The organism is Trichococcus sp. TS_SC_9, from assembly GCF_056156325.1.
The window spans coordinates 1,456,116-1,474,384 of sequence record NZ_CM149591.1 but is presented as its reverse complement, the minus strand read 5'-3'; the positions used below and the strand labels follow the sequence as shown (position 1 = coordinate 1,474,384).

The following is an 18,269-nucleotide window of genomic DNA, read 5'->3' as shown; positions in this document are numbered from 1 at the left end:
AGAAGTTTTTTTGTTTGTCTAACTATTCTCTTCGATATCCTCTGGGAGGATCGTGAACAGATCCGCGTCCTCATCTTCGGCTAAGCGGTTGCTTTGGTGCAGCTTTGCCTTCTCGAAGAGGCTCCTGGCCGTGCGGGCATTGCCGAAATGACTGTCGCGCGTCGTATAGGACTGCACGAACAGGTTCTTCACTTTCTCCTGGGCTTCCTCCGTCAGCACAAAACCTTGCTGGGTGGCGGCCATGTGGAAGATTTCCGTCAGTTCTTCGCTGTCGTAATCCGGGAAATCGACCGTGTAGGCGATCCGGCTGCGGATGCCGGAATTCATGCTGAGCATCTGCTCCATCTCGCTCGGATAGCCGGCCATGATGACGACCAGTTTGTCGCGGTTGTCCTCCATCTCCTTGATCAGCGCGCTGATGGCTTCATAGCCGAAGTCATTTTCGGAAGCGGAATAAAGGGAATAGGCTTCATCAATGAACAGGACGCCGCCGTACGCTTCCTTGATTTTCTCCAATGTCTTCGGTCCGGTTTGGCCGACGTACTGCCCGACCAGATCTTCCCTTGTGACTTCAATCATGTGTCCGCGCTTCAGCACACCGATGGATTTCAGGATTTGGCTGATCAATCGCGCGATCGTGGTCTTGCCTGTGCCAGGGTTGCCGGTGAAGACCATGTGCAAGGACAAATCGTTCGTCGGCTGTCCCATCTTTTCGCGGCGTTTTTCAGCGCGCACATAGTTCATGATCGAGCTGACTTGTTTTTTGACATCCTTCAATCCGACCAGATTGCGCAGCTGCGCCATCAAGTCTTCAATATTATCTCCGAACAGCTGGTTCGGGTCGATACCGAAATCGAGCGGCTCGAGGATGACCAGATCATCCTTCGTCACGGACTTTTCGCTCAGACGGAAGGCCCTTTCGCGCATCGCTTCCTCCATGATGTTCCGGACGGCACGGGCATTGGCGAACAGCGGGACCACTTTTTCCTGATTGATTTTGACCCTGAATGCCTGCTCCGCTTCCTCAGTCAACGTATAATGATTATCCTTTGCTTGCGCCTTGGCGATTTCCAACAGTTCCTGATCGGAAAAATCCTCGAAATCGATCTGCATATTGATCCGGCTCGACAGGCCAGGATTCGATTTCAGCAACTGCTTCATGCCGGTGTCATAACCCGCAAGAATCACGATGAAGTCATTGCGGTGATCTTCCATCGATTTGATCAAAGTATCGATGGCTTCGGATCCGTAATCGAGCGAATCGCTGTCCGAGGATGCCAAGGCATAGGCTTCATCGATGAACAGCACGCCGCCCATGGCCGACTCGATCACAGCCTTGGTCTTCTGGGCAGTCTGGCCGACGTAGCCGCCGACCAAATCCGAGCGATCCACTTCCACCAATTGACCCGATTCGAGAATGCCCAAGGAATAGAAGATGTCCCCCAAAATTCTGGCGACTGTCGTTTTCCCTGTGCCCGGATTGCCGGAAAAGGCAAAATGATAGGAAGGCTGTTCATTCTTCTCGATCGACAGCATGTAGGCCCGTTTCTTGTCGTATTCGACTAGCTTCACGATCCGGTTGATGGTTTCCTTCACTTCAGTCAGACCGATCAGATCATTGAGTTCAGCCAAGGACTCTTCCAAAGAGACTTTGACTTTCCGGTTGGAATGGGTCGCATCCATATGGAAATAATCGGCATGCGGGGCCCTTCTTGCTAGCCGGCTCGAATGCATGGTCGCAATCAGTTTGCCGACTTTTTCGGTGCTGTGCGAAAGCGGTCGTGTCCGTTCCAATTCCTTGTGGATGCGGCGGCATTCATCGAAACGGCCATGGATGTAGTAGGCATAGACGCGGTCGTACTCGATGGCATCGTCATAGCCATATTTCTCGGACTCTTCGATGGATGCCAGGATCGTATCCAGCTCCTCTTCCTGCTGCAGGTAGATCTTCGACTTCAAACGCAAAGCCGCGAAAGATTTCGGACTGTGCTTCAGCACCTGATCGACGAGTTCCAACGCTCGCGGGAGGTCGTTCTTTTCGAAGGCCATCTTCGCCAGGACAAGTGCCGCTTCCCAATTGGCGGGGTTGCGGGTGAAGGCGGCTTGCGCATAGCTCTCGGCTGCCTTGTCATCGCCGTCCTCCGCATACAGCTTCGCCAGCAGCGTCAAATAGGCATCGCCGGTGCCGTCCAATTCCACCGCCCGCAGCGCGTAATGCATCGCTTTTTCGATGTTGCGGTTCTTGTAGTGGCTGAGACCCAGCAAGTAATTCACATGGGGATGATCCGGATGCGTCCGGATGGCTTCCATCAAGACCGGGACGCTGCTCAAGGACATGTTTTTCCTGATGTTGTTCTCGATCCCTTTCAGCCTCTCGTCTATGTTTTCAGTTAAGTTCTCGTCTGTCATCCGAAGCTTCTTCCTTCCCGTTCTTATACTCTATTTATCTAATATGGACCTTTTCATGATGCCCTTTATTTTAGCACAATTCCGTTCCTTTTCATGCGTTTATGCTCGCGGCTTTTCCCAATCCTACTGAGGCTTCAGCTCAAAAAGGCTATTTTTTGAGTTTGTTTGCCGACAAGGTTATACTTTGATTGAAAGCAAAAAGAACTGCGTGCCATCCAGACTGGAGGAGTTATTTATGATTTACACGATCACACTGAATCCGACCATCGACTATATCGTCACTGTCCCCCAATTAACTTTGGGCCATTCCCATCACATGCAGGATGAACTGATCACGCCTGGCGGGAAAGGCATCATGGTTTCGCGCGTCCTGAAAGCGCTCGGGATCCCTTCGATCGCGTTGGGCTTCCGCGGGGGTTTTACCGGTGACTTTGTGCGCGACTACATGGAGGAACTGAACATCCTCAACCAATTCACCATAATCAAGGAGCGCACCCGCATCAATCTCGTCCTGAAATCGGACCAGGATACCGAAATTAGCGACTACGGTCCCAGTGCAACCGACGAGGAAGTTGCCCGTTTCATGAAAGGTTTCGAGGACATTTCGACGCAGGATTTCGTTGTGATGTCAGGCAGTAAGCTCCCTTCCATGCCGAAAGATTTTTATGAACAGCTGATCCGCTCTCTGCATGAGGAAGGCGTGCCTTTTGCCTGCGACATCACCAAAGATGAATTGCGCAACAGCCTGCAGTACCACCCATTGGTCGTGAAACCTAACCAGAAGGAAGTCGGCGAATTTTTCGGCCGGACTTTCACCACTTGGCAGGAAGTTATCCCTTACGGCAAGCAGTTGGTTGAATTGGGCGCCCAGCATGCCATTGTTTCCCTCGGCGGTGATGGCGCACTACTCTTCACACCGAATGAAGTCATCTATGCGCCGCCGCTATCCGGCGAGGTCGCCAACCCGGTTGGAGCCGGGGATTCCATGGTGGCCGGGTTCGTCGGTACCTTCATCCGGACGGGCGATGCTTCAGAAGCTTTCCGGGTAGCCGTAGCCGCCGGGACTGCCACAGCCTTCTCCCCGGATATCGCAACCACTGAAGAAATCGAGGCGCAATTGGGACGAGTTGTTCTGGAAATAATTGAATAGAATACAAAGTTTAAAAGCGTTGGACAGCCTCCGGAAACCGGGGCTATCCAACGCTTTTTATTTATCTGAAATGATGGCTAGCGGTCCAAGCCCGCTTTTCTTCCTTAGCCTTCTGCTTCGGCCATTTCTTCCGCCAAGTTGTGGTATCCGATTTCTTTGTCCATGAAATCATCAGATTGGACGGCGAAATGTTGCGTGATGCTTTCAATGGTTTGGATTTCGCATTTCGCTTCGTCAACGATGTAATCGAGTATGTGTCCGCCGAATTTGCGGTCGTCACTGATGAAATGGCAATGGAAGCCCCCTTTGGCTACCCCGTCGAATAATTCCGGCGTATAGATGCCGATTGCCGTCCCTTGCATATTGTAGGACTCGAATTCTGGCTGTACACGCGTTGCTTCAATGAGGCGTGGATAGGGTTTTTGCTGCTTCGGCACTGCCCGTGTATGCATATATTCGAAATGTCCGGTTATTTTGACGACGGAGAACACATTCCGGCTGCGGACGCGCTTGACGATATCCGAGCGGACTTTCCTCAGCGTCATCGGCCGGTCGATGTCGTATTCGCGATCCGGTTGAAAAAAAGTCACCGCGGCATGCGGCGTCGTTTGGGATGGATCGACTTTCGAAATCGTTCCGTCCGCCTTCGCTTGATAGGCGATGCCGTCCAGCAGGATCAGTTCCCCTTCAAAATCATGGAAAGTCCCGATCCCGATATCCCCATGCTTCAATAGTTCCTCAAATGTCAGGGTTCCATCGAATACCCCCGCCATCAGATCTCCCATCGTCTGATGCTGATACAATGTACTTTCGCCCATCTGCTCCCGCCCCTTCTGTGCCCTTGCGCAATCATTTATTATTTTGTCTGATCATGATAGCCCATTATATCATAGCGGGAAGGCGGCAAACAATGAGGGCCGCACCAAAAATGGTATGCCACCCGTCAATAGGACAGTAAAATATTTAAACAGTTTTACAGACTGCTCCCCGTAATGTGGGGGCAGTTTTTTTGCATATATATATCTGCCGCGCTTACGCTTGGCGGCCCACACGTTTTATGAGCGAAGCACAACCCGCTCCCCTCACAAAACGTGAGGGGTCATTAGGCTGCCTCGAAATACTGGTCATGGAACTCCATCGGAGTCATGATATGCAGCTTTCTTTGAATGCGTCTATTATTGTAATATTCCATATAGTTGTGAATCATATCAATCAAAGAGGAACGACTCGTAAATTTGCGACGGTAATATTTTTCACGCTTGATGAGCGCCCAAAACCCTTCCATAGGGCCATTGTCAATACAACGAGCGACACGGGACATGCTTTGTATCATACCAGCCTCGCTTAAACGCGCACAGAATTGCTTACTTGTATATTGAAATCCGCGGTCACTGTGGAACAACGGCTGAGCTTCTGGCTCATTTTGTATGGCTGCATCAAAAGTCTGGAGGACTAGCGGCATATCGTTTTGATCACTGATTATGTATGCGACAATTCGACGGTCATAAAGATCCAAAATGGCACTCAAATATACTTTCTTGATTGCCGGTCCTTCGTAATACTTGAATTCGGTCACATCGGTCAACCATTTTTCATTTGGTGCGTCTGCACGAAAGTTCCGGTTGAGGCGATTTTCGGCGATATGATACGGATTCTGTGCACCTTTGGTGATGCTATTCGCACGATGTTTGATTCGGGATTGGATTTGTTGACTACGGCATAACCGAAGGGCGCGGTTGTCACTGATGATCATGCCATGGGTATATTCCAACTCATCGCGTATCCGACGATGACCCATATCGTCATGTTCTTCATGGATCTGTTTTGCCACTTCAGCGATTTGGTTGTTGCGAATTTCCCTTGGACTTTGTGGTTGCTCAAGCCAGCGGTAATAAGCGGAGCGTGTCACATGTAAGATTTCGCACATAACTTGCACCGGATAACCTTTTTCTGTATGGAATTGCTTGATGGTTTCGTACTCAGCTTGTTTTCTTATTTCGCTCAACGATTCCTCCTTTCTAATTCTTGGAATTTTTTTGTTACATCAAGTTCCATTTTTAGACGTTGATTTTCGCGTTTTAAACGTGCTAATTCGTCTTGAAGTAATTCCTCGGGAGTCCGGCTGGGCATTGTCCCTTTCCTGCGCCCACGGCGGTCTTCCAACCCTGCTTCTCCCAATTCCGCATATCTCTTTACCCATTGATAGACGTTTTGATAGGAGACTTGATATTTTATAGCCATAGCACCATAATCTTTTCCATTCTCTAAACAGTCCAACACAATTTTTAAACGCTCATCTATGGTTGTTATCCGACCTTTGCTCATAGTACTTCCTCCACTGGTTGTTTTGAAGTCTTTATGAGTATTATAATCCTTTAGCCAGTTCTGCAGTGGCGTTTTGCTCCGCAAACCATATTTTTTGGCGATTTCAATCATGCTGCCCAGGCCGTTCAGATAGTCCGTGACGGCTGCCAACTTTAACTCCTTGGAGTAATGACTGTTCTTCTTTACCGGTAAAAGGGCCGATGGACCGCCGTTCTCATAAAGTCTAATCCAATTGCGAATGGTCTCTTGAGATACTCCAGCGTTCTGTGCTGCCCTTGATATACCGATTTCATTTCTCACATATTGCTCGACAATGTTGACTCTGTTTTCGACAGATAATTTCATAGCTCTTTTAGACATAGAAAAAACCCCCATATAAGACTTGAAATAATTCAATGTCCTATATAGAGGTAGCATATCAAAACGAGACAGCCCTCCATTCATACTATATTACGCTAATTTAGTCTCCAGGTAGTCAACCAAAACATCTTTCGGATGGTAGCCTGTCAGTTTTTCCACCGGCTGTCCGTCTTTGAACAACACCATTGTCGGAATGCTCATGATGCCGAACTGTGAAGCCGTCGCTTGGTTTTCGTCGATGTTTAATTTGACGATTTTCACTTTGCTGTCCATCTCTTCTTCGATTTCTTCCAAAACGGGTCCGAGCATGCGGCAAGGCCCGCACCATGGCGCCCAAAAATCCATCAACGTCAAACCTTCCTGTACTTCACTCTGCCATGTTGTATCTGTTACTTGTGTGCTCATTCTTTATCTATCCTTCCTGTTGCTGTGTATTTTTGCTTTAATTTCCTATCGACAAAAATTATTATACCCCACCCGGTATTATTAGTAAATAAAAATGTACCGTGAGTAAGCAAGATGATTGACAATCCGTCTGAATGGGCATAATATAGTTAGGGCACGAACTATATGGGTGGTGAAAAATAATGAGCAACACAGACCTGCTGGGATTCCGGATCAGATCGCTTTGGCAACAAATAAAGCGTCTCATGAATAGGCATTTGACCGAAAATGATGGTTATGGCTTGACCGGCATGCAATTCGCGATAGTTTCCTACATCGCCAAAGAATCTGCAGAGCGGGACGTCTTTCAGAAAGATCTCGAGCAGAAATTCGACATCCGCAAATCGACCGTCACAGGCATCCTGAATACGATGGAAAGGGATGGCTTGCTGCTGCGGGAAACCGTTCCTTACGACGCCAGACTGCGGAAAATGATACTGACGGATAAGGCTTTGCAGGCAAAAAAAAATTCGGAACAAGTGATTGATACCGTGGAGAGGCAATTGTCCAAAGGTTTAACTGAAGAAGAAATCGCCACTTTTTTGAGCATTCTCGAAAAAATATCAAAAAATGCAGAGAGCTGATTGCCTCAACCGTTTTAAAAGTCACCCAATCATTATTTACGGAAAGGATTAACGCTATGATAAAAAAACTCATGGGCAGCATACGCGAGTATAAAAAGGATTCGATCCTTGCCCCTATATATGTCACTTTGGAAGTCGTCCTTGAAGTGCTGATCCCCTATTTGATGTCTATGATCATCGATAAAGGAATCGGAGAAGGAGACATGCCGTTCATCATCCGAATCGGACTGATATTGATTGTCTCCACCCTCTTTTCATTAGGGTTCGGAGTCCTGTCCGGTTTGCATGCGGCAAAAGCTTCGGCCGGATTCGCCAAAAATATCCGCAAGGACATGTACTACAATATCCAGGATTTCTCATTTTCGAATATCGATCAGTTTTCGACATCCAGTCTGATCACCCGTCTGACGACGGACATCACAAACGTCCAGAACTCTTACCAGATGATCATCCGGATCATGGTCCGGGCGCCGCTCATGCTCGTGTTCTCTTTGATGATGGCTTTGAGCATCAACAGCGAACTCGGAATGGTCTTCCTTGGAGCGATCCCATTCCTGGGCTTCGGTCTCTATCTGATCATGTCACAAGCCTTCCCGATATTCCAGAGGGTGTTCCGTACCTACGACAAGTTGAACCGGGTCGTACAGGAAAATCTCTATGGCATCCGGGTCGTAAAGTCTTTTGTGCGTGAAGAGCATGAAACTGAGAAATTCAAATCCGTCTCCAAGAAAATCTACACTGATTTCACCAAAGCCGAAAAAATCTTGGCCTTCAATAGCCCTTTGATGCAGTTCACGATGTACGCAAGCATTCTGACATTGTCTCTGTTGGGCGCGCGCATGATCGTCTCCGGTTCGATGACGACAGGTCAACTGATGAGTCTAATCACATACGCTTCCCAAATTCTGATGAGTCTGATGATGATTTCGATGGTATTCGTCATGGTCACCATCTCCCGCGCTTCAGCGGAACGGATCGTAGAAGTGCTGAGCGAGGACAGCGACCTGAAGAACAACAGCAACCCAATCACGGTCATCCCTGACGGATCGGTCTCCTTCGAGCAGGTGGACTTCAGTTACACCAACGATCCGAAGAAGCTCGCCTTGAAAAATGTCAGTTTTTCCGTCAAATCAGGGGAAACGGTCGGCATCATCGGCGGTACCGGCAGTGCCAAAACATCATTGGTCCACCTTATTCCGCGTCTATATGATGCAACTGGTGGTACGGTGAAAGTCGGCGGTGTCAATGTGCGCGATTATGATATGCAGACATTGCGCGGTGAAGTCGCTATGGTACTCCAAAAAAACATCCTGTTCTCCGGAACGATCAAAGACAATCTGCGCTGGGGCAATCCTGCCGCTACCGATGAAGAGCTGATGCTTGCGGCCCGACAGGCTCAAGCCGATGAATTCATCCAACGCCTTCCTGATGGCTACGACACTTATATTGAAGAAGGTGGCACAAACGTTTCTGGTGGCCAACGACAACGGCTCTGCATCGCGCGCGCTTTGGTCAAACAACCGAAGATCTTGATCCTCGATGATTCGACCAGCGCAGTGGATACGCGGACGGATTCCTTGATCCGGACCGCTTTCAAGGAAGAAATCCCGAACACCACCAAATTCATCATCGCTCAGCGTGTCTCTTCCGTGCAGGATGCCGATAAGATTATCGTGATGGAGAGTGGTAGCGTCAATGGCATCGGAACGCACGATGAATTGCTGGCAACAAACACCATTTATCAAGAAGTTTACTATTCACAAACGAAAGGGGGACAAGTTGCTTATGAAGCCTAATCAACCAAAACGACGCGGAGCCAAAGATGCCGGCAAAACGACAAGACGTCTCCTCTCCTATATCGCCCAAGGGCACAAATTCACTTTTAGCCTTGTATTGATCTTTATTCTGGTCAGCGCGCTTGCCAATGTCGCAGGCTCGCTATTTCTGGAGACGCTGATTGACGATTACATCACGCCTTTATTGGGCGTAACCAATCCGGTCTTCACCAACATGTACCGCGCAATCGCGATGATGGCCGGCATTTACATGATCGGTGTCATAGCTACTTATGTCTACAATATCCTGATGGTTTCCATTTCCCAGGGGATCCAGAAAAAAATCCGTGACGAACTGTTCACGCATATGCAGTCTTTACCGATCAAATATTTCGATACGCATGCGCATGGGGATGTCATGAGCCGCTATACAAACGATATCGATACTCTACGCCAAATGCTTTCGCAAAGTATCCCGATGGCCTTTTCTTCCTTGGTCACTATCGTCAGCGTATTCGCTGCGATGCTCGCAGTCAGCTTGCCGTTGACGCTTATTGTCGCCTTGATGGTAGCCTTGTCGATCACAGTCACAAAGACGATCGGCGGAAAAAGCTCCGTCAACTTCGTCAAGCAGCAGCAAACGCTCGGTAAAGTGAACGGCTATATCGAGGAAATGATGCACGGGCAAAAAGAAGTGAAAGTTTTCGGACGAGAAACAGAATCCAAGGAACGTTTCGACAAACTCAATGACGAGTTGCGCGAGAGCGCGACGAACGCAAACATCTACGCAAATATCCTGATGCCGATCCTAGGAAATCTGGGATTCCTGCAATATGCTCTGATCGCTATGTTTGGAGGAGCCATGGCTGTCTCAGGCATCGGCGGCCTTACCTTGGGGGCGATTGCTTCCTTCCTGCAGTTGAGCCGTTCCTTCACGATGCCGGTCAACCAGATTTCCCAACAAGTTTCATCGATCGTGATGGCTTTGGCGGGTGCTGAGCGGATCTTCGAACTGATGGATGAAAAGCCTGAATTGGATGAAGGCACCGTAACTTTGGTGAATGCAACCATGGTCGGTGATGAAGTGAAGGAAGCCGAAAACCACACTGGCCTTTGGGCATGGAAAGTGCCTCAAGCAGATGGGTCGGTCCGCTATACGCAACTGACCGGTGATGTCCGATTCTTTGATGTCGACTTCTCCTACAATCCCGACAAACAGATTCTGCATGATATCAGCCTCTATGCCCATCCCGGCGAAAAGGTCGCTTTCGTGGGATCGACGGGTGCCGGCAAGACGACGATCACAAATCTGATCAATCGTTTCTACGATATCCAAGACGGAAAAATCGTTTATGACGGCATCGACATTGCAGACATCAAGAAAAATGACCTGCGTCGTTCCTTAGGGATCGTATTGCAAGACACCAATCTCTTTACCGGGACGATTCTGGAAAATATCCGTTACGGCAATCTGCACGCATCCGATGAAGAAATTTATGCCGCTGCGCGCTTAGCGAATGCCGATGACTTCATCTCCCGTCTGCCGAAAGGCTACCAGACTGTCATTTCCGGCGACGGCGAAGGCCTTTCCCAAGGTCAGAAACAATTGCTTTCGATTGCTCGTGCGGCTGTAGCCGATCCTCCCGTCATGATATTGGATGAAGCGACATCCAGCATCGACACGCGGACAGAATCGATCGTGCAGCGCGGCATGGATGCTTTGATGCAAGGGCGGACCGTTTTCGTCATCGCCCACCGCTTATCCACTATCCAAAATGCGGATGTAATCATGCTGATGGAGCAAGGCCAAATCATCGAACGCGGTGATCATGAAAAATTGATCGGCGAGCAAGGGAAATATTATCAGCTTTATACTGGAGCATTCGAGCTGGAATAGATCTTTTAGAATCAAATTGAAACACCCCGCAGAAAATGGCCGTTCCAATTGGAGCGGCCATTCTGCGGTTTTTTTGTATGCAGTCGATTTTAATGAAGCCAGGGCCGACGCGTGGTAAAATGATCACGAAGAATGCTTCATCCACCAAATTCCTGATGATTACCGGCCGAAAGAAAGAGGTCCTTGCGATGACTGAAAAGAGAGTTCTCCAATCCGATGCATTCGTCATCCGTTCCTTTATTGCCGGCATCCCATTCATTCTGATGTTCGGCGGCCTCTCCCACTTCGCATTCGCATGGATCGAGGAAGCAAACTGGGCAGCACCTTTCGTCCCAGTGAACGAGAGTGTCTGGGAACATCTGAAAATGAGTTACTGGTCCACCTTCCTGTGGTTTCTCTTCGTTTTCATCTCTTTCGGTAAAAAGCACCGGCTTTCGCCGTCCCGCTGGTTGCTGGCGGGGGGCGTGTCCACGCTGTTCTGCCTGCTCGTCATCGTCACCGGATTCTACACGCTCCAAGGCGCTTTCGACATCGAATCCCTTTTCACTGACGGGATGCTGTTCTTTATCGGTATCATCAGCGGCCAACGGCTGGCTTTCCGCACCTATCGCTCTGTCGAGCCAAGCCGCATGTGGCTTGGAATGGCAGCGGTGCTCTGGCTTCTTTTCGCAATTGCCTTTGCGCTGTTCAGTTTCCAGCCACCCGCCTTGCCGCTCTTTCTGGATACACCGACCGGAAGCTACGGGTTTTAGATTGCTTAAGGAGGGAGCCTATTCGGGCCAACTGCGTTCAGACCTCCAACAAAAACCAAACTTCCGAAAAATAGAAAAGAGCGGAAAAGCCCTCGCAAAGGATGGCTTTTCCGCTCTTTTAATAGAGTATATCGTTGCTGATCGTCGTATAGAACAGTTCTTTGATCCGGGCCGGATCCTGGGTTTGGCCCAATATCCACATCAATTTGCATACAACAGCTTCGGTGATCATGTCGTAGGCTTCCAAAATATTGACCCGGGATTTCAGTTCGTGGCCGACTTTGTAGATTTCCATGTCGCTGCCTTCATTAGGGACCTGCGTTGTCATGACCACCGTCTTCCCTTTTCCGATCCAGTGATTGATGACCTCGAAATATCCGTACTCGGGCGCTGAAGGAATACCGCCCACTCCATAGCTTTCGATGATGATGGCATCGTTCCGCTCAAGCATGTAAGAAAGAATATCCGAGTCCACTCCCGGCGTCAGCTTGAACAGCGCGACCTTCGCATTCAGACTGTCATAGAAACGCGGTGCTTGCGCTTTTTCTTTTGTGATGTAAGAAATCACGCGTCCATCCTGGATAATCGCCAAATAAGGGTAATTGATGCTGGAAAAAGCTTGGAAGCTCTTGGAATGCGTCTTTCTTGCCCGTGTTCCGAGGATGACCTTCCCGTTGAAGACAATCTGGACACCGCTGGCGGAATCGGATGATGCGTACAGGAAACTGTCGAAGAGATTCGTCTTCGAATCGGTGATTTCCATATTGATCGGTTTTTGGGCACCGGTAATGATGATTGGTTTGGGGGAATCCTGGATCATATAGGACAGCGCGGCAGCCGTATAGGCCATCGTGTCGGTTCCATGGGTGACGACAAACCCGTCGTATTGTTGATACTTTTCCCGGATGGTATCAGTCATCAGCACCCAGATATCAGGCGCGATGTTAGTGCTGTCGATATTGCAGATCTGAAGGGTATCGACTTCGCATATTTCTGAGATACCGGGAATAAAGGCCAATATCTCTTCGGATGTCAGTTGGGGATCGAGCCCATTCGGCGTTATTTTGGAGGCGATCGTACCGCCCGTTCCAATCATTAATATTTTCTTCTTAGTCACACATTCACCTGCTTGTTCATTATTTTTTTCATGGTTTTCCGCGTCTGGTGGTCAATAAACCACGACCGGTGTACCGACAGAATAGGTATTGTAAAGTGTTTGAACCGCATAGTAAGGGGTATTGACGCAACCGTGCGATCCCAAAGAAAGATAAAGGTCGCCGCCGAAGCCTTGGGTTTGCCAAGAGGCGTCATGCAAGCCGTAAGCATTCCCCAAAAACGGAATCCAATATTGGACAGGTGACTCGTAATCCTCTCCGACCAAGACACTCGGCGATTCCTTGTATGGTTGGATTGCGAACAGTCCTCTCGGCGTCGGCATCGAAGGTCGTCCAGTTATGACAGGAGCATCCACAATCCGTTGGTTACCGATGTAGGCCCAGACGCGCTGGTAAGCGATGCTGATGATGATGTAACTGGAGCCGACATAATAGTTGGTGCCGGCATTCGTCCTGAAGGTGCCCTCCTGGACCGTCCAATCGGGTCCTGTCGGATAGGTTGGGACAGGCGGGACAACCAGAGCGGGCGGCGGTTTCGGTACGTATTTCATGAAGGCAACAGCCGTGTTTCCTGGTGCTTGTCCGTCTTTTTGAGCCAAGTGCATCTGGACGGCGCTGACTTCATAGTCGTATCCTTGCGTTCCTGCCGTTTCGCCATTCTTGGCCCAATCCAGCCAGCCCACTCCGGGCACATGTACCTGATAATAGATATCATAATGCGTAGCCAGTTCATCCGTCAACTGCATCTCGATCCGCTCGATGCGTTGACCTGTTCCTGGCAGTCCCGCTTCCAATCCGTCCTGCGTCCATTCAAACCAACCACTGTCACTTGTGGCGGCGCGATAGGAGACCGATCCCGGATAAGGCTGGGAGTCCAATTTCGCCTGCAAACCCTCCAGCGATTGCGAGGAATCCGGGGAGCCGCTTTGCGCTGGATTGAGGACCGGCTCCTGCCAGCCCGAATCCGTCAGATAGCTACCGTAGGACAGGACCGGCTCGATGCGTTCGATGAAGCTTTGCTCACGCTTGCCTAAGAAAATCTGTTCCTTGTTCATCAGAACGATTTCAACTCCTTCAATCGGATAGCGGAAACCGTCCGTGCCGGCTGTCTCGCCGTTTCCGGCCCAATCCAGCCAACCGAAGCGGCTCGTTTGGACCCGGTAATAAAGATCGTACTGAGCGGCCAAAGCGCCAGTCAGTTTGAATTGCACAGCTTCGATCGGTTCGCTGGTTCCTATCGTTCCCGCCGTCCCGCCATTGGAGACATAGCTTGACCAACCCATGTCCTGCCTGTAGGTCCGGTATGAAACGCTGCCCGCTTCGGCCAAGTGGGTCAAGCGCACCTGGATGGCTTCGAGCGGCAATGCCGCTCCGCCACTGATTGCGCCTTCCAGGACTTCGGACTGCCACCCGCTGTCCTGAACGTAAGTCGTATAAATCAATTCCGCGCTGCCGGCTGTTGTCGGGGATAGCGGGATTTCCTGCGCCCCCGAAAGGGCAGCAACGCTTCTTGTCTGCAGCGCGACATAATTTTTGCCGGTTTCGGCACGAATTCCATCTATATTTAGGTACGCTGGATCGTAAAGTTCCAGCAAACTTTTCTGGACAATTGCACCGTTCTCCAATGAGTATGCTGGAGCCGCAATGCGGGCAGGGGCTAATCCGGCAACAATGAACAACCCCAACAGAATAAACAAAATGTTCCTTCTCATGGTAATCCCTCCCGGCAGGACTGTAAGCGACAGATAATGGAGCATCCATTCGTAACCGCTCTCTTTCCTCCATTATACCAAACAATACCCCGTTAAAAAAAACACAAGCAGCGCGGATTGCGATTTCTTTAGGCAATCCTCCGTCGAGAATCCGGAATTCCCGGATAACTGAAAAAAGATTGGGACCACCTCAAAAAATGAAGTGGCTCCAAACTTTTTCTACTGTGCTCTTTTCCGAAAAGCCAGCACCATCCCGATTTGGAAATAGCTGTATTCGTCACCCAGCTTTTCCTTGAGTGGTTTCAGGTGCTGATCCTCCGCTTCCTCGATCGCTCTGGCGATGGCTTCCGCCTGTTCATCCGTGACGAAATCCGTCAAACGAATTTCGTAGGTCGACAGTTCGGCCAAATGGCGGAAATGGTTTTCGATGGTCATTCTGGCAAGGCCTCTGATGGCGATGATTTCCTCGACCGTCTTGCCTTCTTGATACAGACGATAGGTTTCCTCAAAGGTGGTACCGGCGTAATTTTTCTGCGCCGGTTTCGGGCGTTTTTCCGCGGTTTCCGGACTGCCTGCTTGCTCTTTCTGCTCCACTCGTTTTTGCTGCAGAACCGATTCGGCATCAGGAAATTCCTTCAGATAATCGGAAATGACGCCCATGAATACTTCGCCGTAGCGTTCCAGCTTCGATTCGCCAACCCCAGATAGACGCAAGAAGGAATCATCGTCAGTCGGAAAGTTGCGGGCCATCTCATGTAGTGTGCTGTCCGAAAAGACGATATAGGAAGGAATCCCATGCTCATTCGCCATTTCCGTACGCAAGCTGCGCAACCGGTCGAACAGCTCGGTATCGTACACCCCGCCTCCACTCTGTTTCGCGGTGCGCTTGCCGGTTTCGACCGCATAGGACATCCCGACTTTTTTCCCTTCCTTCAGGACTTCCAGCGCTTTTGGAGTGACTTGGATCAACGGATACTGATCGCCCGTCACCTGCAGGTATTCATCAGCAATCAATACCCCGATCATTTCGCGGATTTCCCCATCATTATAGGCGCTCATGAGGCCGTATGTCTTCAGCTTATCCAGCCCGAAATCGGTGATACCCTTCTGTTTGCTCCCCGTCAGGATACCGATGATTTTCTGGACGCCGTAACGTCCGCGCACCCGCACAACGCAGGACAGGATTTTTTGGGCTTCTTCCGTGATGTCTATCTGCTCCGTGCGGCGCAGGCAATTGGAGCAGTGTTGGCAATTCAGCTCCGCTGTCGTTTCGCCGAAATATTCCAAAATGTACCGGCGCAGGCATTGGTTCGTGTAACAATAATTGATCATCTTGTTCAATTTATTGGTCGCTTCGCTGTCATTGGTCTTGCTGTTCAGCAACTGATTGATGATGATGTCCTGCGTCGAAAACAGCAGGATGACACGCGCTTCCTCTCCGTCACGCCCCGCCCTTCCGGCTTCTTGGTAATAACTTTCGATGTTTTTGGGCATGTTGTAATGGTATACGGTCCGCACATTGCTTTTGTCGATCCCCATGCCGAAAGCATTCGTTGCGACCATGATCGGTTTGCGGTCGAACAGGAAATCATCCTGGTTCCGCTGGCGCTCGTGTTCCGGCAGCCCGGCATGGTAAAGCGTCACGGCAAAGCCTTTTTGTTCCAATTTCTTCTGGACCGATTCCACATTTTTTCTGGTCGAACAATAGATGATGCTCGCTTCCTTCGGGTTGAGGTCCTTCACGAGGAACTTGAACTTGTCGGCGGGCTTTTCCACGCTGAAGGCCAGGTTGCTGCGGTCGAAACCGGTCACCAAGCGGAACGGATGCTGCAGGCGCAATTGGACCAGGATATCGTCCTGGACCGGTTCGGTTGCCGTTGCGGTGAAGGCGGCAACCATCGGACGTCTGTCGAACAGATCGTACAGTCGGGCCACGCCTTGGTAGGCAGGACGGAAATCGCTGCCCCATTGTGAGATACAGTGGGCCTCATCGACCACCAACAACGGCACCTTCACAAAGCGCAAAGCATTCATGAATGACTCGTTGTCTATCCGTTCCGGCGCGATGTAGAGCAGTTTGAGCTGGCCGGAGCGCATGTCGTCCATCAATTGCAGGAACTCTTCTCTGGAAAGCGTGCTGTTCAGGTAGGCCGCGGGGATCCCCATTTCCCGCAGGCTGTCCACCTGATCCTTCATCAAGGACACGAGCGGGGAAACGACGATCGTCATGCCGTCCAGCAGCAAGGCCGGCAGTTGGTAGCAGAGCGACTTGCCTCCGCTCGTGGGCATGATCCCGAGCACATCCTTCCCTTGCAGGGTATTCGTGATCAATTCCTCTTGGCCTTCCCGGAAACTGTCATATCCGAAATATTTTTTTAGCGTCGCGTACAGTAATTCTTTAGCCTCCACTTGCATCCATCCTTAATTGTTTATCTTTTCTTATGAACCGAATATTCCTGGACGGGCTTGCCTGCACTCAATTAGGCCATGGCAAACCGTCAGAAATGACCTCCTCATCATATCACATCCGCGGCCTATTTTTTCACAGAAAAATAGTACGCCGCGCACCTGATTGAATCCCCTACTTATTAAATATGCAGATTATCCGCCTTATGTTTTGACGTGTGGTATATAATTGTAAGGTGAACACGTCATGACCTACAGGAGTGAGAAATATGGAACAGGAATTATCAAATGAACTATTTATCTGCGGGGGGTGCAATGCGAAGATCGGCCCCGGCGTTCTGGGCGATCTGCTCAGCCAGTTTCCGAAACAGGAGAACCCGAATTTTTTGGTCGGTTTCGATTCGTCCGATGATGCGGCTGTTTTCCGGATAGACGCCGAGACGGCCATGATTCAGACGTTGGACTTCTTTCCCGCGATGGTTGCGGATGCTTCGCTTTTCGGGGAAATCGCCGCGGCCAACGCCTTGAGCGATGTATTTGCGATGGGCGGCGAAGTGCTGACGGCCATGAACATCGTCTGCTGGCCCGAAACAAAAAGCACCGATACACTCGGGAAAATCTTGGCGGGCGGCTTCAAGAAAGTCCAGGAGGCAGGCGGCGTGCTGGTCGGCGGGCATTCGATCCACGACCCTCAGCCAAAATACGGCCTATCGGTATTGGGCAGAGTCCATCCCGATCGCATCTACCGGAATGACACGTGCATCCCGGGTGATGTCCTGCTGTTGACGAAACCATTGGGGACAGGCATCATCACGACCGCCTACAGCGCCGGTGAAATGGCGCAGGAAGCCTTCGATCAGGCGGTTGTCTCAATGACGACGCTGAACCGTTATGCGGCGGAAGTCCTGAAAAAATATACCGTCCACAGCTGCACGGATATCACCGGCTTCGGCCTGTTGGGGCATCTCTCGGAAATGGTCAGCGACCGCTGTTCCGCAACGGTCTATGCCGACAGCGTGCCTTGCCTGAGCGGAGCCTATCAGGGAGCCCAGGAATTCCTGATCACAGCCGGCGGACAGCGCAACCGGAATCACCTGGAAGTCGATGTGGATTTCCAGATCGCTGACTACGCGATGGAGGAGCTCCTTTTCGATCCGCAGACATCCGGCGGCCTGCTTGTGAGTGTCCCTGTCGAAGAGGAGGCCGCTCTGCTTGCCGAAATCGAAGCATTGGGCCTGCCCTGCGGCATCATCGGCGAGGTGACCGAAAAGGACACCAAGAAAATCACGGTCGTCCATTGAGCAAAGAATGACAAAAATATGATTTAACCAGGAGGAAAA

At 50.3% G+C, this 18,269-nt stretch carries 14 protein-coding genes; 6 read left to right on the top strand and 8 right to left on the bottom strand.

Features of this window, described 5'->3' with window-relative positions; translation table 11 throughout:
- Positions 1-18 precede the first annotated feature (18 nt).
- Entirely contained in the window at positions 19-2,409 is a 2,391-nt protein-coding gene (locus AC0J5I_RS07175) for an AAA family ATPase (RefSeq protein ID WP_475305239.1), read from the bottom strand.
- A gap of 235 nt (positions 2,410-2,644) precedes the next feature.
- Here AC0J5I_RS07175 and pfkB point away from each other — a divergent pair, with 235 nt between their 5' ends.
- Positions 2,645-3,559, top strand: a complete 915-nt coding sequence (pfkB, locus tag AC0J5I_RS07170; RefSeq protein WP_107994787.1) for a 1-phosphofructokinase — start codon at positions 2,645-2,647, stop codon at positions 3,557-3,559.
- Positions 3,560-3,663: 104 nt separating this feature from the next.
- Here the strand turns inward: pfkB and budA are convergent, their stop codons facing one another.
- The 4 genes from budA to trxA form a co-directional block, all read right to left on the bottom strand.
- Positions 3,664-4,377, bottom strand: coding sequence for an acetolactate decarboxylase (gene budA / locus AC0J5I_RS07165; protein WP_107994786.1), 714 nt, complete (start codon positions 4,375-4,377; stop codon positions 3,664-3,666).
- A 284-nt stretch (positions 4,378-4,661) separates the two neighbouring features.
- On the bottom strand, positions 4,662-5,564 hold the full coding sequence (locus AC0J5I_RS07160) for an IS3 family transposase (RefSeq protein WP_475299478.1): 903 nt from the start codon (positions 5,562-5,564) through the stop codon (positions 4,662-4,664).
- A complete protein-coding gene (locus tag AC0J5I_RS07155) occupies positions 5,561-6,244 on the bottom strand; it encodes a helix-turn-helix domain containing protein (protein WP_475299477.1) in 684 nt (227 codons plus the stop codon). The genes AC0J5I_RS07160 and AC0J5I_RS07155 overlap by 4 nt, the downstream gene beginning before the upstream one ends.
- 90 nt (positions 6,245-6,334) lie before the next feature.
- On the bottom strand, positions 6,335-6,649 hold the full coding sequence (gene trxA / locus AC0J5I_RS07150) for a thioredoxin (protein ID WP_107994785.1): 315 nt from the start codon (positions 6,647-6,649) through the stop codon (positions 6,335-6,337).
- A 182-nt stretch (positions 6,650-6,831) separates the two neighbouring features.
- Between trxA and AC0J5I_RS07145 the strand changes: the two genes are divergently transcribed.
- The 4 genes from AC0J5I_RS07145 (at position 6,832) to AC0J5I_RS07130 (ending at position 11,696) form a co-directional block, all read left to right on the top strand.
- Positions 6,832-7,272, top strand: coding sequence for a MarR family winged helix-turn-helix transcriptional regulator (locus AC0J5I_RS07145; RefSeq protein ID WP_107994784.1), 441 nt, complete (start codon positions 6,832-6,834; stop codon positions 7,270-7,272).
- Between the two features lie 56 nt (positions 7,273-7,328).
- Positions 7,329-9,068: an ABC transporter ATP-binding protein gene (locus AC0J5I_RS07140; protein ID WP_107994783.1), complete on the top strand. Its 1,740-nt coding sequence runs from the start codon at positions 7,329-7,331 to the stop codon at positions 9,066-9,068.
- The gene (locus AC0J5I_RS07135; protein WP_107994782.1) at positions 9,058-10,944 is read left to right on the top strand and encodes an ABC transporter ATP-binding protein; all 1,887 of its coding nucleotides are present in this window, start codon (positions 9,058-9,060) and stop codon (positions 10,942-10,944) included. The genes AC0J5I_RS07140 and AC0J5I_RS07135 overlap by 11 nt, the downstream gene beginning before the upstream one ends.
- A 188-nt stretch (positions 10,945-11,132) precedes the next feature.
- On the top strand, positions 11,133-11,696 hold the full coding sequence (locus tag AC0J5I_RS07130) for a DUF6512 family protein (RefSeq protein ID WP_475305234.1): 564 nt from the start codon (positions 11,133-11,135) through the stop codon (positions 11,694-11,696).
- A 118-nt stretch (positions 11,697-11,814) separates the two neighbouring features.
- On the opposite strand, the gene AC0J5I_RS07125 is transcribed toward AC0J5I_RS07130, so the two are convergent.
- The 3 genes from AC0J5I_RS07125 to recQ form a co-directional block, all read right to left on the bottom strand.
- Positions 11,815-12,813, bottom strand: coding sequence for an asparaginase (locus AC0J5I_RS07125; protein WP_475305231.1), 999 nt, complete (start codon positions 12,811-12,813; stop codon positions 11,815-11,817).
- A gap of 51 nt (positions 12,814-12,864) precedes the next feature.
- A complete protein-coding gene (locus AC0J5I_RS07120; protein WP_475305229.1) occupies positions 12,865-14,523 on the bottom strand; it encodes a L,D-transpeptidase family protein in 1,659 nt (552 codons plus the stop codon).
- Between the two features lie 219 nt (positions 14,524-14,742).
- Positions 14,743-16,932, bottom strand: coding sequence for a DNA helicase RecQ (gene recQ, locus AC0J5I_RS07115; RefSeq protein WP_475305227.1), 2,190 nt, complete (start codon positions 16,930-16,932; stop codon positions 14,743-14,745).
- A gap of 266 nt (positions 16,933-17,198) precedes the next feature.
- Between recQ and selD the strand changes: the two genes are divergently transcribed.
- Entirely contained in the window at positions 17,199-18,230 is a 1,032-nt protein-coding gene (selD, locus tag AC0J5I_RS07110) for a selenide, water dikinase SelD (RefSeq protein WP_475305225.1), read from the top strand.
- The last annotated feature ends 39 nt before the right edge of the window (positions 18,231-18,269 follow it).